The sequence below is a fragment of the Actinopolymorpha sp. B11F2 genome (assembly GCF_040195635.1).
Taxonomy (GTDB): domain Bacteria; phylum Actinomycetota; class Actinomycetes; order Propionibacteriales; family Actinopolymorphaceae; genus Thermasporomyces.
In genome coordinates this window covers 110013-125933 of the sequence record NZ_JBEFTX010000007.1, presented here as the reverse complement: position 1 = coordinate 125933, position 15921 = coordinate 110013, and the positions used below count along the sequence as shown (strand labels likewise).

13 protein-coding genes are annotated in these 15921 nt (G+C 68.1%); 7 read left to right on the top strand and 6 right to left on the bottom strand.

Features of this window, described 5'->3' with window-relative positions; translation table 11 throughout:
• The first annotated feature begins 256 nt into the window (after nucleotides 1-256).
• From ABN034_RS15005 to egtD, 4 genes are all read left to right on the top strand, one after another.
• The gene (locus ABN034_RS15005; RefSeq protein ID WP_349691621.1) at nucleotides 257-1585 is read left to right on the top strand and encodes a glutamate-cysteine ligase family protein; all 1329 of its coding nucleotides are present in this window, start codon (nucleotides 257-259) and stop codon (nucleotides 1583-1585) included.
• Complete coding sequence (gene egtB / locus ABN034_RS15000; protein WP_349691620.1) at nucleotides 1582-2949, top strand: ergothioneine biosynthesis protein EgtB; 1368 nt, start codon at nucleotides 1582-1584, stop codon at nucleotides 2947-2949. The genes ABN034_RS15005 and egtB overlap by 4 nt, the downstream gene beginning before the upstream one ends.
• Before the next feature lie 18 nt (nucleotides 2950-2967).
• Nucleotides 2968-3699 carry an ergothioneine biosynthesis protein EgtC gene (gene egtC, locus ABN034_RS14995; RefSeq protein ID WP_349691619.1) on the top strand — a complete coding sequence of 244 codons (732 nt, stop codon included), beginning with the start codon at nucleotides 2968-2970 and terminating at the stop codon, nucleotides 3697-3699.
• 92 nt (nucleotides 3700-3791) lie between these two features.
• On the top strand, nucleotides 3792-4766 hold the full coding sequence (gene egtD, locus ABN034_RS14990; protein WP_349691618.1) for an L-histidine N(alpha)-methyltransferase: 975 nt from the start codon (nucleotides 3792-3794) through the stop codon (nucleotides 4764-4766).
• A gap of 252 nt (nucleotides 4767-5018) precedes the next feature.
• On the opposite strand, the gene ABN034_RS14985 is transcribed toward egtD, so the two are convergent.
• Together ABN034_RS14985 and ABN034_RS14980 are read right to left on the bottom strand one after the other, a co-directional pair.
• Nucleotides 5019-6119, bottom strand: coding sequence for a CobW family GTP-binding protein (locus ABN034_RS14985; protein WP_349691617.1), 1101 nt, complete (start codon nucleotides 6117-6119; stop codon nucleotides 5019-5021).
• Nucleotides 6120-6243: 124 nt separating this feature from the next.
• Complete coding sequence (locus ABN034_RS14980; RefSeq protein ID WP_349691616.1) at nucleotides 6244-7413, bottom strand: enolase C-terminal domain-like protein; 1170 nt, start codon at nucleotides 7411-7413, stop codon at nucleotides 6244-6246.
• Between the two features lie 115 nt (nucleotides 7414-7528).
• Here ABN034_RS14980 and ABN034_RS14975 point away from each other — a divergent pair, with 115 nt between their 5' ends.
• Nucleotides 7529-8272: a phytanoyl-CoA dioxygenase family protein gene (locus ABN034_RS14975; protein ID WP_349691615.1), complete on the top strand. Its 744-nt coding sequence runs from the start codon at nucleotides 7529-7531 to the stop codon at nucleotides 8270-8272.
• Between the two features lie 34 nt (nucleotides 8273-8306).
• Here the strand turns inward: ABN034_RS14975 and ABN034_RS14970 are convergent, their stop codons facing one another.
• Nucleotides 8307-10088 carry an ABC transporter ATP-binding protein gene (locus tag ABN034_RS14970; protein WP_349691614.1) on the bottom strand — a complete coding sequence of 594 codons (1782 nt, stop codon included), beginning with the start codon at nucleotides 10086-10088 and terminating at the stop codon, nucleotides 8307-8309.
• Nucleotides 10078-12000 (bottom strand): ABC transporter ATP-binding protein, encoded by a 1923-nt coding sequence (locus tag ABN034_RS14965; RefSeq protein WP_349691613.1) that lies wholly within the window; start codon nucleotides 11998-12000, stop codon nucleotides 10078-10080. The genes ABN034_RS14970 and ABN034_RS14965 overlap by 11 nt, the downstream gene beginning before the upstream one ends.
• Nucleotides 12001-12049: 49 nt before the next feature.
• Between ABN034_RS14965 and ABN034_RS14960 the strand changes: the two genes are divergently transcribed.
• Nucleotides 12050-12214, top strand: a complete 165-nt coding sequence (locus ABN034_RS14960) for a hypothetical protein (RefSeq protein WP_349691612.1) — start codon at nucleotides 12050-12052, stop codon at nucleotides 12212-12214.
• Between the two features lie 9 nt (nucleotides 12215-12223).
• A complete protein-coding gene (locus ABN034_RS14955; RefSeq protein ID WP_349691611.1) occupies nucleotides 12224-12628 on the top strand; it encodes a hypothetical protein in 405 nt (134 codons plus the stop codon).
• A 43-nt stretch (nucleotides 12629-12671) separates the two neighbouring features.
• On the opposite strand, the gene ABN034_RS14950 is transcribed toward ABN034_RS14955, so the two are convergent.
• Nucleotides 12672-13778 carry a LacI family DNA-binding transcriptional regulator gene (locus tag ABN034_RS14950; protein ID WP_349691610.1) on the bottom strand — a complete coding sequence of 369 codons (1107 nt, stop codon included), beginning with the start codon at nucleotides 13776-13778 and terminating at the stop codon, nucleotides 12672-12674.
• Nucleotides 13779-13989: 211 nt separating this feature from the next.
• Nucleotides 13990-15915 carry a hypothetical protein gene (locus ABN034_RS14945; protein WP_349691609.1) on the bottom strand — a complete coding sequence of 642 codons (1926 nt, stop codon included), beginning with the start codon at nucleotides 15913-15915 and terminating at the stop codon, nucleotides 13990-13992.
• Between the last annotated feature and the right edge of the window lie 6 nt (nucleotides 15916-15921).

The window sequence follows — 15921 nt, the reverse complement described above, 5'->3', positions numbered from 1 at the left end:
CGAACACCACGGTCGGATTACGTACGCATGCTGAACGTGGTCATGTGCACGCCGGTCCGAGTGGGTTCGCCCGGTGGGTGCCGGAGTGGTTGTCGGAGGTGGCGGTTAGCGTTTCGGGATGACGCCCAGAGCCGCGGTCGACGCTGCGTCGCCCGCACCCGCCAATCAACGCAATCGGCACGACTCCGCAAACGCTGCGTTAGCCGGACCGCTCAAGGGGCAAGCTGTGCAGGGATCCCGTCGGGAGGTTCAGCAGATGAACGGGTCGACGCAGGTCGCGTCCTGTGACGCCGTACACGGATATGTCGCCGCGATCTGTTTCAAGACCGGCCCTCCGGTGACTGTCGGCGCAGAGCTGGAATGGTGCGTCATCGACGCCACCGACCCCACCCGCGTGATCCCCCTCGACCGACTCCGGAACATCCTCGACCAGGCCGGCCCCACCCCGGGTGGGAGCACGGTCACCTATGAACCCGGTGGGCAGCTGGAGCTCAGCTCGCCGCCCGCCTTCGGCGTCACCGCCTGCTGGCAAGGTCTGCGGGCCGACATCAGTCACATCGAGCGCATCCTGGCCGACGACGGCCTCACGCTCCTCTGGACCGGCATCGATCCGTACCGGCCACCCGTCCGCCAGATCTCTGACCTCCGCTACGACGCGATGGAGGCCTACTTCGACCGACGCGGCCCCGAAGGTCGGTTGATGATGTGCAGCACAGCGGCCGTCCAGGTCAACCTCGACGCGGGGACGGACGCCGCCGACATCGCTCGTCGCTGGCGTCTGCTCCATGCGGTCGGTCCACCACTCGTCGCGGCGTTCGCCAACTCCTCATGGCATGCCGGCCGGTCCGCCGGGTGCAGGTCGATGCGGCAGGTCGTCTGGCAACGCATCGACCCTGGCCGGACCCGCCCGCCCGTCGGTCCGGATCCGGTCACGGCGTGGGCTGACTACGCCCTTGACGCGGGTGTCATGGTGCGGCGAGGGGGTCCGGACCAGTGGGTCACCAATCCAGGACACACCTTCCGGCAGTGGCTGACCGGTAGGAACGGCAACGGCCACGCCAGCAACGGTCACGGCAGCGTCAGTGGCAGTGGCATCGCCAGTGGCAACGGCAACGGCAGTGGCAACGGCCGCGTCAGCGGCACCAGCAACGGACACGTCCGTGCCGCGCCCACGATCGACGACCTCGACTATCACCTCACGACGCTCTTCCCACCCGTACGCCCACGCGGCTGGTTCGAGGTGCGCTACATCGACGCGCAACCGGCGGCGTACTGGCCCGTTCCGGTCGCTGTCCTCTCCGCCCTGGTCAATACTCCGCGCGCCGGTGACGAGGTCATGGCAGCAGCGGAGCCCGTCGCCGACGCGTGGTGGGACGCCGCCCACCGGGGCCTGGCACATCCTGGGCTTTTCCGCGCCGCCACTGCCTGCTTCGAGACCGCGATCGACAGCCTGCGTGCTGACGGCACCGACACCGCACTCGTCGCCCTCGTCGAGTCCTATCTCGACCGTTACGTCGCGCGCCGCCGATGTCCCGCCGACGACGCCCACCCGTTCGCCCTCGCCCCCGCGAAGGAGTTCCGATGAGCCCGTCCTCCCGCCAGCCCGAGGTCCGTCCCGCGACATCCTCCGACGCGTCGGAGGATGCGTTCAAGGAACTCGTCGCGACCGAGCTCGAACGCGTCCGCACCCGCAGCTTCGGGCTCACCACCAGAGTCCTCGACGATGCGGAGTTGGTCCGGCAGCACTCCCGGCTGATGTCTCCCCTGGTGTGGGACCTCGCCCATGTCGGCAACTACGAAGAGCTGTGGCTCTTGCGCGAGGCCGCCGGCGTCGATCCGATGCGACCGGAGATCGACACGCTGTACGACGCGTTCGAACATCCCCGCGCGGCCCGGCCGTCGCTACCGTTGCTCGACCCGGCCGAAGCGCATGACTACATCGGCCTGGTCCGCCGCAAGGTGCTCGACTCACTGGAGACCGTCCGCCTTCCCGGTGACTCCCCCGGCCAGACGCTGCTCTCCGACGGGTTCGTCTACCGCATGGTGATCCAGCACGAGCATCAACACGACGAGACGATGCTGGCGACCCATCAGCTGCGGAAGGGCGATCCGGTCCTCCCGGCGACCGACGCCGAACCCGCACCTGTCGACGGCGGCCCGTTGCCGGAGGAAGTGTTCGTCGACGCCGGTGAGTTCGTCATGGGAACGTCGACCGACCCCTGGGCCTACGACAACGAACGCCCTGCGCACACCGTCGACCAACCGGCGTTCTGGATCGACACCACGCCGGTCTGCAACCGCGAGTACCTCGCGTTCATCGCCGACGGCGGCTATGACGAACCGCGTTGGTGGACGGACACAGGGTGGGAGTGGCGGTGCCGGTCGGGCAAGCGGACTCCGGCGTTCTGGGTGCGCGACGGTGACACGTGGCTGCGTCGCCGCTTCGGCCACACCGAGCTCCTGCCCATGGACGAACCCGTGCAGCACGTCTGCTGGTACGAAGCCGACGCCTACGCACGCTGGGCCGGCAAGCGGCTCCCCACCGAGGCGGAGTGGGAGAAGGCCGCCTCGTGGGATCCGGTGCACGCGACGAAACGGCGCTTCCCGTGGGGCGACGACCCGGCCGGGAACGAACATGCCAACCTCGGTCAGATCCGCTTTCACCCCGCGCCCGTCGGGTCCTACCCACTCGGCGCGTCACCGGTGGGTGCCCGGCAGATGCTGGGTGACGTGTGGGAGTGGACCTCGACGCAGTTCACCGGGCACCCGGGCTTCTGTGTCTTTCCGTACCGCGAATACTCCGAAGTCTTCTTCGGTACGGACTACATCGTGTTGCGCGGCGGATCCTGGGCAACGGATCCGACCGCCTGCCGGGCCACGTTCCGCAACTGGGACTATCCGATCCGCCGGCAGATCTTCGCCGGCTTCCGTTGCGCACGCGACGCCTGACGAACAGAGGACCACCTCATGTGTCGACATCTCGGTTACCTCGGACGCCCCACGGCTCTGCACGACCTTCTCCTCGCGCCACCGCATTCGCTGTCCACACAGGCGTACGCACCCCGCCATCAGGAACACGGACTCGTCAACGTCGACGGCTTCGGTGCCGGCTGGTACGTTCCGGGCCGGACACCGCCCGTGCGCTACCGTCGTGCGGTGCCGATCTGGAGCGACCAGTCGTTCGCCAGCCTCGCACCGACGATTGAGTCCCGCTGCGTCGTTGCGGCCGTGCGTTCTGCTACACCGGGCTTTCCGAGCGACGAATCCGGCGCCGCACCGTTCACGCATGACCGGTGGCTGTTCAGCCACAATGGCGCGCTCGCGGACTTTCGTCTTGCCCACAAAGTGTTTCGTGACTCGGCAAGCTGGGTGACCGACGCTCTCGCGCCGATGGACTCGGCCCTGCTGTTCGGTCTCGCGGTCGCACACTGGGAGGCCGGTGCCAGCCTCGGCGCGGGCCTCGCGCAGGTCGTGCACGACATCAGCGCACACGGCGGTGGTGGTCGGCTCAACCTCCTCGCAAGTGACGGCGAGCGCCTGGCGGCGACGACGTCAGGCGACAGCCTTTTCACGTGTACAGACAGCGGATCGGTGCTTCTCGCGTCCGAACCGTGCGACACGCGTTCGGACTGGCATCACGTGCCACCAAGCAGCCTGGTCGAGGCGGACGACGACGGGCTACGCATCATGCCGCTCTAGAAGGGGCACACGTCAACCAGGACCACCAAGAAGACATCCAGATCTGGACCTGTCCGGCAGCTGGCCCGACGATGGAGGATCGTGTGACAGCAATGGGCACCACCGATCGCATCAGCCGCTATCTCACAGCGCACGACCTTGCCGAGAACCTCGCCCGCGATGTCCGGCAGGGCTTGCGGAAGCGACCCAAGGCCCTTCCGCCGAAATACTTCTACGACGCACGCGGCAGTGCGATGTTCGAAGAGATCACCCGACTCGCCGAGTACTACCCGACGCGCGCCGAAGAAGCGATCCTGACCAACTGGGCCACGGAGATCGCCGAGCTTGCCGAGGGTGAGATGCTCGTCGAGCTCGGTTCGGGATCATCGACCAAGACCCGGCTGCTCCTGGACGCGATGCGCACGACCGGGCGCCTGCGGTGGTACGTACCCGTCGACGTCAGTGACACCGCCTTGCAGGGTGCCATGGAGGCCCTTGGCGCCGACTACCCCGACCTGCAGATGCACGGGGTCGTCGCCGATTTCGAGCAACATCTGGAGCACCTGCCGCAGGGCAGTCATCGGATGATCGCGTTCCTCGGCGGCACGATCGGCAACCTCGAACCCGCGCAGCGGGGGGCGTTCCTCGCCGCGGTCCGTGCCGGTCTCAACGACAGCGACCGACTCCTGCTCGGCACCGATCTCGTGAAAGACCCCGACCGCCTGGTCGCCGCCTACGACGATGCCGCCGGAGTCACGGCCAACTTCAACCGCAATGTCCTCTACGTCATCAACCGCGCGCTACGAGCCGATTTCGTTCCGTCCGCGTTCGAGCACGTCGCCGTCTGGGACGCCAAGCACGAGTGGATCGAGATGCGGCTGCGTTCCACTTCGGCACAGACCGTCCGGATCCGCGACCTCGACCTCGAAGTCGTCTTCGAGGCGGGCGAGGAGATGCGAACGGAGGTCTCGGCGAAGTTCCGCCAGGAGGGCGTCGAGAAGGAGCTGGCGGCCGCTGGGTTCGCCGTTGAGTCCTGGTGGACGGATCCGGGCAACGACTTCGCCGTGTCTCTTGCCGTGCCCGTGTGAGCCCTTGCGGGGCCTCTCCCAGGTGTCCCACTGGTGCCCTGCTGTGGCCGGCCGGCCACATCCCCCGACCGCGACCGTGGCCGCCGCGACCGTGGCCGCTGCCGCCGTGGGTAATGATCACGTTTACGTGACCATTCCCCACGAACGCGACGAATCGGCGGCGCATCGTTGGTCATGGCCGGGCATCGTGCCTCAGGCAACCGGAGCAGACCCTCGGTTTCTCCGCGATCCGGATCTATGCGCGCCGGTCGGTCAGGCGGCCTCGTCGATCTCACCGAGCCATTGCGAGAACCCGTCGTCACGTTCCTCCCAGTGGGAGAGCCCGCGGGCGAGTTCGGAGTCGGTCATGAGCACCCCGTCGAACGCCTCCCGCAACCGCTCGCGCCCGTCGTCGATACCGGTGACGACGATCCGCGTCTGCGGGCTGGTCGCCGACCACCGTCCCACCGTGCCGATGCTGAGCTGGCCGCCGGCACTGTCCCAGCCGCAGACCGCGCGGGGACGGGTGGGCAGCCAGAACCAGCCCCGGCTGCGCTGCTGACCGCCGGCCAGGTCGACGATCCGGTCGTGGAGCCGGGCCGGGTGGACCGGTCGCCACGACGCGAGATCGAGCGTCCATACGCCGTTGTTCTCCCCAGCGCCAGACAGCTCCGCCCGCCGGTAGTCACCGCGGTGCGGGCCACGCGCACCGTGCGCCCGCGCCATCGCCTTCGCGACATCGAGATCGTGCAGATCGGCGAGCTCCGCCGAGGTCGGGGCGAGGTGCCTGACGACCGTCGCCTCACGGCTGTCCGGGGCCGGGCTGCCGGCACTGGCCACGATGTCGGCGCACTCGATCTGGTGGGCGATCACCTCACCCACCGCACGCCGGTCGTCGGTGGTCATCGCAAGGCCGCGCTCGACCAGCAGATCGTCGCCGAACAGATCGTCGACGAGCGAGGTGAGGTCGACAGTCGCGAGCACACCTGCCGGGCTGACCACTGACGCTGCGGACTGTCCGTCGACCACGGCGCCGTGGAGCGCGCTCAGGACCAGGTCCGGCTCCGCCGTGACGGGGAGCGCGAGGACCAGCCGGTCCCAGCGTCCGCTCCGCGCGAGCCGGACGAGCGTGGGCACGACGTCCTCGCGGAGGGCGCAGCTCAGGCAGGCGTGCTCGAGCGGGACAGCGGTGTTCTCCACCACGCCGTCCAGGTCGTAGACCACCCGCCGCAGCGCGTCGTCGCTCGCCAGCCCGTGAAGATCGTGCTGGACGACGACTGAGCGCGGCAGGTCGCAGAGCACGGCGGAGGCCGCGGTGCGCCGGAGTACGTCGTCCATGGACACGACGACGGTGACTGGCAGCGGAAAAGCCATGAACACCTCCCGCCCGGGATGGAGAACCGGACGACCTCGACCGCTTCAGTCTCCAGTCCGGAACGCCTTCTGCGCAAGACATAAGAGTCCCGATCAACGGTGCCGGACGTTGCGTACGCGTGGCTCAGTCGAAGAGGCGGCGGACGAGCGAGTGGAGCGCGGCCTTTCCCTCGATGCCGACGCCAGCACGCTCAGACAGGCGTACGCGCCCGGCCTCCACCGGAGCGTCGTCCGCGAACCCGCCGAAGGGTTCGAACACGCGGGGGTACGACTCGCACCCGCCGAGCCCGAACGCGCTCGCCACGGCGAGGTTGAACAGGTGCCCCCCGTGCGGCCAGCAGCGGTCAGTGTTCCAGCCGTGCGCGGCGAGGCAGTCGAGCATCGCGGCGTACTCCCCCGCGCCGTAGGAGAGCGACGGATCCATCTGGAGGACATCTCGGTCAGACCGGAGCCCGCCGTGGCGAAGGAGATTCCGTACGTCCTGGACGGCGAAGAGGTTCTCGCCCGTCGCGATCGTGCCGGGGTACGCCTCGGCGGCCACCGCATGGCCGAGATAGTCGAGCGGGTCGCAGGGCTCCTCGTACCACGCGAGGTCGTACGCCGACAACGCCTCCGCGTAGCGGAGCGCCGTGGCCAGGTCGAACCGTCCGTTGGCGTCGACGGCGAGGCGGCAGCCGGCGGGCAGGATCGCGAGGACGCCCTCGATCCGGGCGAGGTCCTCGGCCAGCGGGGCCCCGCCGATCTTGACCTTCACCGTGCGGTAGCCGAGGTCGAGGTAGCTCTGGATCTCCTCCCGCAGCGAGCCCAGCGTGCTGTCGGGGTAGTAGTAGCCACCCGCGGCGTAGACCGCCACGTCCTGCGCCGGCGGACCGGGCAGCGCGAAGCGTTGGCGCAGGGCCCGGTGCAGCGGCTGACGGTCCGCCTTCGCGGCGGCGTCCCACAGCGCCATGTCGATGATCCCGGCCGCCACCGCCCGGTCGCCGTGTCCGCCGGGCTTCTCGTTGCTCCTCATGACCGCCCCCGCGGCGACCGGGTCGAGGATGCCTGACTTGGCGTCGACGAGATCGCCAGGTGCCGCCGCACGGAGGCGCGGGAGCAGCCGCTCGGTGATGATCCCGGTCTGGGCGTAACGTCCGTTCGAGTTGAAGCCGTAGCCCACGACCCGTTCACCGTCGACGACGGCATCGGTCTCCACCGCGACCACCGACACGGTCATGCGGGAGAAGTCGATCACCGCGTTGCTGAACTGCGAACCGATCGGAGCCTCGGCCACCTTGACATCAAGGATCTTCATGCTTGCATTCTCGGTGGTGCGCGTGTCGTGAACCGAGCGCGTGGGTGGCTGTCGGCGCTGACCGGCCACCCCCTCCGGCCGTCCACACCGGCGATTTCCGAGAGGGTGTCCGACCATGGCCATCTCCGCGACTGACAGCGACCTGACCGTCCGGGCCGAACGCGACGGGTACTTCCTCGTCGAAGACCTCCTGGACAACGACGAATGCGAACAGTTCGCCAGCAGACTGCACGACTACGCCGCTGGAGAGCGCCCCTTGCCGGACGGCGTCTCGCTGCAGCGGGAGCCAGCGGTCGTCAGGAGCGGTCGCGACACCGAGCCCGGCGGTGACGTCCGGAAGATCAGTGGGCTGTTCGGCGACGATCTGTTCCGTACGCTCATCTCTCGACCGTCGGTCACGACCCGCCTGAACACCCTTCTCGGTGCGCCCCTCCGGCTGTTCCGGGCAGATGCCTTGATGAAGCCGGCGGCTGTGGGGTCGCAGAAGGGCGTCCACCAGGATTCGCCGTACTGGCCGATCGAGCCCATGTCGCTGTGGTCGTGCTGGGTTCCGTTCGATGACGCGGCGGCCGACAACGGTTGCCTCGTGGTCGCGCCGGGCAGCCACCGGGGCGGGCCGGCGCCGCACGTCTCCACGCAGGACGACTTCGTGATCCCTACCGAGCACCACGACCCGGCCGGGTTGGTCGAGGTACCGATGAGGCGCGGGACCGGGCTGTTCTTCCACAGCCTGCTCGTCCACGGCAGCGCCGCCAACACCTCCGGCCGCCCGCGCAGGGCGGTGACGATGAGCTACTTCGGGCCGAGGCACAGGTTCACCGGCGAGGGCGAGGCACCGTCGTATCCACTGATCGGCTGAGACCGGCACCCCCATCCCTGCCGCCGCACGCCGTCTACCGGTACGAGCTCGCCTGCAGCGTGTAGAGGTCGGCGTACAGGCCGCCCGCGTTGATCAGCTCGTCATGGCTGCCCGCTTCGCTCACGGACGCGTCCTGGATGACGAGGATGAGGTCGGCCGTACGCACCGTGGAGAACCGGTGGGACACCAGGACCGTGATCATCCCGTTCGCCGCTCCGGCCCGGGCGGTCGTGGCGTAGCTCTCGAACAACGCGTGCTCGGTCGGTGCGTCCAAGCTCGCGGTCGGTTCGTCGAAGAACACCACCAACGGGTCGGTACGCATCAGAGCCCGGCCGAGGGCCAGCTTCTGCCACTGTCCGGTGGAGAGGTCGACGCCATCGGCCCAGCTCGACCCGAGCTGCGTGTCGATACCGCCGGGCAGGGTGGGTACGACGTCGGCGGCGCCGGCTCTGCTCAGTGCGGAGGTCACCGCCGCGTCGTCGTCCCGGTGCGCCAGGTCGCCCAGCCCCACGGCCTCGCGGGCCACCAGCTCGAACCGGGCGAAGTCCTGGAACGCCGCCGAGAGGCGGGCCCGCCACTTCCGCACGTCGAGGGTGGCGAGGTCGGCACCGTCGAGGAGGATCCGGCCCCGGGTCGGTTCGTACATCCGGGTGAGGAGTTTGACCAGGGTGGTCTTGCCGGCGCCGTTCTCGCCGACGACGGCGACGACCGAGCCCGCCGGCAGTGTCAAGGAGACGTTGCGCAGGACCCACGCCTCGGTGCCGGGATACCGGAACCACACGTCCTCGAACACGATGCCGGCGGTCAGGCGTTCCGGCGGGGGTTCGGCACCGGCACGTCGCGCCTCGTGACTCGCGGCGAAGTCCTGCAGCCACAGCAGCCGACCGGCCGCGCGCAGCGTCGCGCCGAACCTCGCCACCATGTTGATCGGCCACATCACGTAGGCCTGTAGCTGCTGGCAGAGCACGATCGTCGCGGCGACCTCCCCCAGGCTGGCCTCGCCGCGGGTCGCCCGCCACACCATGAAGAGCAACGCCGCTCCGAAGCCCACCGCGAAGACGAGGTCGCGGAGGCTGACCGCCACTCCCCAGCGGCGCGCCGCCCGCAGGACGGGTCCACGGGCCGTGACCCAGGTGTCCCGCACCCGCCGAGCGATCTCGTCCTGGAGGCCGAAGACCCGGATCTCCATTCCCGCGTTCCGGTCGTAGGCCAGCCTGCGCAGGTGTCGGGCGAGGCGGCTGGGGGTCGCGGAGCGCTCCTCCGCGGCGCGCTGCAAGCGCTGGTTCCACACGGCGAGCGGCAACCCCGGGAGGACGAAGAGCACGAGGACCAGCAGCAACGGATGGAGGTAGAGCAGGACGACGACGCTCGACACGCCCACGACGAAGGCGTTGGCGGCGTTGACGAGGCTGTTCATCGAGGCGCCGAGCACACCCTGGTTCTGGCGCAGCAGCTCGAGCCGGTCCTGGTAGTCCGCGCGTTCGTGGTGGTCCAGCCCCGGCAACGCCGCGGTGAGCCTCGCGATCTCCCGGTCGAAGGCGAACCCGACCCGCTCCGACAGGACCAGGCGCAGCTCGTTGCCGACCGAGGTCAGCCCCTGGAACATCGCCTGTGAGGCCACGATCGCGGTAAGGGCCACCACGGCCTGCGCCGCGTCCTTGTCGACCACCGCGTCGACGAGGAGCCCGATCAACAGGGCGAGGAACGCGTTGGCGACCTGACCGAGCGGCTCCAGCAAGGCACCGACCGACAGCCACCGGCCGGCCCGGAAGGCCGTACGCACCAGCAGGACGAAGCCCCGCCACCTATCCCGCATCGCTCGCCACCTCCTCCCCCTGCGGCGGGCCGTCGGGGTTGGGCGCAGCGGCGAAACGCTGCGCCTGCAGGGCGAACATTCGTGCGTACCGTCCACCCGAGGCGAGCAGCTCGTCATGCGTACCGTCCTCGCACACCCTGCCGCCGGCGATGACGACGATCCGGTCGGCATGCCGCACGCTGGCGAGCCGATGCGACACGAGGATGGTCGTGACGTCGCGCGTCAGGTCCAGGAAGCGGTCGAAGAGCTCGGTCTCGGCGCGGACGTCGAGGGCCGCCGTGGGTTCGTCGAGGACGAGCAGGCCGGCGCCGCCCCGGATCGCGAGCAGGGCACGGGCGAGGGCGACCTTCTGCCACTGCCCGCCCGACAGATCCTGGCCGTTGTCGTAGCCCCCGGACAGCACCGTGTCCCAGCCGACCGGCAGCTGGTCGGGGAGTTCGCCGCCGCCCGCCGCGGAAAGGGCGTCGTCCAGTGCCTGCTGGTCTGTTGTCAAGGCGAGGTTGCCGAAACCGACGTTGGCGCGCAGCGGCAGTTCGTAGCGTACGAAGTCCTGGAAGATCACGCCGATCCTGCCCACGCCGGCGGGATCACTCGGAGCGACGCCGGAGGTGTCCGCGCGGGCCTGAGCGTCCGTCAGCATGATCCGGCCGGCATCGGGGTCGTACAACCCACAGAGGAGTTTGATCAGCGTGGTCTTGCCGGCGCCGTTCTCGCCGACGATCGCGAGCGACTGGCCGGCCGGGATCTCCAGATCCAGGCCGTCAAGGACGGGTTGCGCCCGGGCGCGGTAGGTGAAGCGCACATCCTCGAACCGCACTCCCACCGGACCGCGCGGAGCGGCGCCACGCGCGGGCGCCCCGCCTGGTTCGAGATCTCCGCCGGAGAGCCGGTCCTCGAGATCCTTGACCTGCCGGGCTGCCACCGCGGCGCGCCCGATGGCCCACTGCGGATCGCCGACCACGCCGACGCCGTCGGAGTTCATGATCGCCTGGGCGTACACCACCACGAGCGCCACCGAAACCCCACCATGGAACGCCGACCAACCGAGCCAGCCGTAGGCGGCCGCCTGGGCCACGACCAACGCGGCAAGGGGCGGCAGGATCTCGCGCATCGAGGCCCGGCGGCGGCGCCACACGTCACCCATCGCCGCCAGCCAGGTCTCGGCATACCGTCCGACCAGCCAGTCGGCGAGGCCGAAGATCCTGATCTCCTTGGCCGGTGCGGGTTCGATCGCCAGGCTCCGCAGGTAGCGCGACCGGCGCATGCTCGTGCTCGCGATCGCCGCGCCGAGTTCCCCTCCGTGGGCGACCCAGGAGACGAAGCCCGCATTGAGGATCCGCCAGCCGACCAGCAGGACGAACGGCACCCACCAGGCGAGACCGAACAACAGCGCCAGTGCGGCCGCACCCGTGACGCGGTACTGCACGACGAACCGGAGGTTCTGCACCGTGGTCAGATGGCCGTCCGCGCGTTCGACCTCCTCGAGCGCCGCGATCTCGCCCGCGACCGTCGGGTCCTCCAACCCGGCGATCCCGCGTACGCGCAAGGTGGCGCGAGCAACCGTCTCGTGGACGGCCAGGGCGTAGCGGTCGTCCAGCGTCTTCGCGCGGTACTCCGCGAGCGCACCGACCACCGAGCCCGCCGCGAACGCCGCCACCACCAGTGCGATGGCGAGCACGACGCGAGCACCGGCCGGCGAGTTCAGGCCCTCCCGAACCGCACCGGGCACGGCGTCGACGAGCAGGCCAGTCGCGAGCATGACCCCGATGGGCAGCAGGCCCTGCAGGACCGTCAGCAGGCCGAGGGCGACGGTACGCCCGCGTCCAGCCCGCCACAGCAGACCGAGCAGCGCCTGCCAGCGTCGCCGGCGTTCGAGTCTCGCAACCCACCAGTCCTGCATTCGGCGCCGCATCGCCGATCCTCCTCACCAGCTGGGCAACCGCCGCGCCAGCCTTTCAGCGTTGCGGCATGACAGGACAGTGTTGGTCCTCGGCCGAGCCGTCCGTATCCGGTCACCGGGCGCCGGCGCCGGCGAGTTCGTCTACCGGCCACCGCCGCCGTGGCTGCAGGTTCTCGCCGTCGCCGTCGCGTGCGGCGCCGCTCTCACGCTCGACGAGCTGGCGTAGTGGCTGTACGTGAAGGACGTCTACTGGGCGCGGGAAGGGCGTACGTCTGTCGACGCGGTCCTCGTCGCCGCATGCGTGGGTGGCCTGCTGCTCCTCGGCGCCAACCCCTTGAGCGACGAAACCGAGACCGACCCGAGCGTCTGGGCCGCGACGACGACCATCGTCGGCAACCTCGCGTTCTCGTTCGTTGCCCTCATGAAGGGAAAGATCAGCACCGGCCTGATCGGCATCGTCGTACCGCAGATCGCTCTGGTCGGAGCGATTCGCGTCGCGAAACCGCACTCGCCGTGGGCACGGAAGTGGTACCACGCGGGCTCGAGGCGACTGTCCAGATCGCGGGTGCGGTTCCCGGCGGACGAACGGACGTGGTGGGAGTCGGTCAAGGACAAGATCGGCGGCTTCACCCAGACCTGACGAGGGAAGCGCGACATAGGAAAGAGCGCCAGTGGCCTACTCTTCAAAGCCCTGACAGCTTCGGGGCTGGGCCGGTAGATGCGCGGATGACTAGTTCGCTGGCGACATGTGTGTGGTTGGGGACTTGGCCGCCGTCGATGATTTCCAGCAGTGCGCGCGTGGCGGTTTGACCCCACACTTCGAGGTCGCGTCGGACGGTGGTGAGCCCGGGCGAGGAGTAGGCGGCGAGGTTGATCTCGCTGTATCCAGTGATCGAGACGTCGCCTGGTACTGCCAGGTTGTTGTCGGTGAGGGCTGACATTCCGCCGATGGCCATCAGGTCGTTGCCGAAGAAGATGGCGGTGGGTGGATCGTCCGCGCGAAGCAGCCGTACGGTGGCGGCCGCACCACTAGCGGCAGTGAAGTCTCCCTCCCATTCCGCCTCCGGTTGGAGGCCGGCTTGGCGAAGTGCGGCGCGCCAGGCCGTGCGCCGGACGCGGGAGTGGATGTAGGCCAGTGGTCCGGATACGTGGGCGATTCGGGTGTGTCCCAGGTCGATGAGATGTTGGACGAGTTCCGTCGTCATGCGGCGGTCGTCGGGGCCTACGACGGGGAAAGGGCAGGAGCGGCCGGCCGGACCCAGGGCGACAGTGGGGACACCCAGCTGCGACAGCAGCGAAATCCGCGGATCCTTCCATCGAGTGTCGGTGAGGATAAATCCGTCGACCCTCCGACCTCCGACTAGACTGCGGTAGGCGTGATCCTCCTGCTCTGCACTCTCGACGACCCGGAGCAGGAGTGCGTAGTCGTGGCGGGCGAGGACGTGCTCCACTCCGGCGATGAACCCGGCGAAGAAAGGGTCGGCAGCCAGCAGGTGGGCTGGCCGACTGAGGACGATCCCCACCGCGTACGAACGCATACTGGACAGGCTCCGGGCACCAGCGTTGGGAACCCACCCGAGCTCGGCTGCTGCCGCGCGGATGCGTTCCGCGGTGGCGCGCCCGACCCCTGGACGGTCGCCGAAAACCAGGGAGACGGCGCCATTCGATACCCCCGCACGCCGCGCAACATCCCCGATGGTCGGTCGCCGACCGCGGGTGCCGGTGACTACTGCCGATCCGGTGTGCGCCTTCTGTGGCGCCGACTCCTCGGGTCCGACGACCTGGTTCATGCCCACCCACCCACTTCCCCGATGCACTGAAGGGTCTAGCCCTTTTCACCGTAGACGGCGGCCAAGGTCAGATTGGCGGGCGTGGCACCCGACGCGCTGACAGACTCGGCTCGATTGCCGGGTTGACGAATGGGAAGTCACTGGCCGGACGCCGTGGTCTTCACTTTCGCCCGATCCGTGAGGTCGTCGGAGTAAGCGATGAGATCGTCCCTCAAGACGCTGCGGAGCCACAGTCAAGTGGAAGGGGCACGGTTTCGCCGACTGCGACTGCAACTTCCCGACAATCGGGGATCTCGCGTACGAGGCTGCCGCCGCACCGCACCGTACCTGACTCTGGTTCGACACGGAGGTTCAGTGTTCGGCCGGGAAGGCGCAGGTTCGACACGCCACCTTCACCGGAGTGGAATCGGACCAGGTGCGGCCAGCCTTGGTCCATTCGGTAGCCGTTGTTCATCATCACCATGTCCATGGCGAAGCCGGCACCGAAGAAGGATGGCCTTACACCGCGCGGTTCGGGGAACTCCCATTCGAAATACACCTCGGCGAACATGTTCGCTCTGGTGGTGTCACGTACCGCCACGTTGGCCAACTGAAGAGCCTCATCGTGCATGCCTTGGTCGAGCAAACCGTAGATGGTGTAGCTGATGTCGGAGTACTTGGGGTAGGCGAAGTTGCCGAATGGCTCCTGCGGTTTGAACTCGGCGGTGAACCGTCGCTTGAGCCCATCGAGTTGGCGCTGGCTGTTGTCGTTCCATAGGTCCAGATGCAGTCCGCTGGTGATCCACAACGTACCGCCGCGGTTCCGCGCCCCGGTGTCTGTGTAGTAGTACTCGACCGGTTCGCTATCGGGAGTCTCCCAGAACCATGCAAGGTACTCGTTGAAGTACTCTCGTCGCTGACTCTCCCAGAACTCGATGTCCTCATCGATTTCCAGTATGTCAGCGATGTCACGAGCATACTTCATGTCGATGAGAACGGAAACGACGAAACCGGCGTCCTTCTCATGTGGGTTGTCGTGGTCGCCGTGGATCCAGCGGGGGTTATCCTTCTTCCAAATAAGGTGTCGCTTCAGTGAGGGGTAGATGTCCCTCAACCTGTTCTGGTCGCCGCTCAGGTGGTAGAGAACCATCGCCGTCTGCGCGGCGCGAGTAGGTAGCACCTCACCCGCCAGGGCCCCTGTTTCGTCGACGAGGGACATCAAACCGCGGAAGGCGTTCCACGCCACTGCAGGGTCTGCATAACCGTAGAACTGTATCTGCAGCATGCTCTCCCAGGTTGCGGACGCGCTCGCTTGAGGAGCGCCAAAGGCCCACATAGACGGCTTCCCCGTTGCGAGCTGGGGGTATGGGAAGTCGACCTCTGGCATGGGTGGCAGCACGTTGGCTGCGGCGAAGATCCATGCTTTGTAGTAGGTGTCTCGGACCTGATCAGGGGTAACCTCTGGGCAGCCTTCTCGTGGGCAGCCCGCAGGTGCGGCCACGAGGTCAAAGACGGCGGGATGAGGCACCTGGCACTGGAGGTACCTGGTCCAGGAACGCTCCTGCATAGCGCGCAGGATGGTCCAGTCACCGCGGCGAGCTGTCGCAGTAGCTCGCCGTACCGCCACGTCGGCACCTTCCTGGCTTGTCGCGAAGCCCAGCGCTATGGGAAGCGGTCCATCGGACGCCGCCGTCAGCTTTACCGCCCAGTATCCCTCATTGCCTGGGGAATCCACGGCACCTGTGTCGCTGAGAAAGTCAACCAGGCGCGGGTAGTACTCGAGCTTCCCAGACGACGCGTCAGGAAGTGCCACTGCATAGGTGTAAGCGTCGGTCGCCACGGTGAGCACGCGGGCACTCCCGTCCCAGGACACATCACCCTTGTACCGGCCACCAATCAACCAACCCAGATCCGTCGGGTCTGCGAGATCGAATGACAGTGACCGAAGTAGTGTGTTCTCTTCAGCGAAGTAGTCGTGCAGCTCGACCGAGGCGCCACTTTCGTACTCTGCGGTGGCGGGAAGCTCATGCGGCAGCCAGGCGGTCTCGAACGACTGAGCGTCCTCAACGGCACTGCGTACGCCGACGATTCGGACGTAGTCGAACTTCGCAGGCTTCTCCCATACGGCGACGACCAGGCGGACTCGGAACCGTTTCATGCCCTG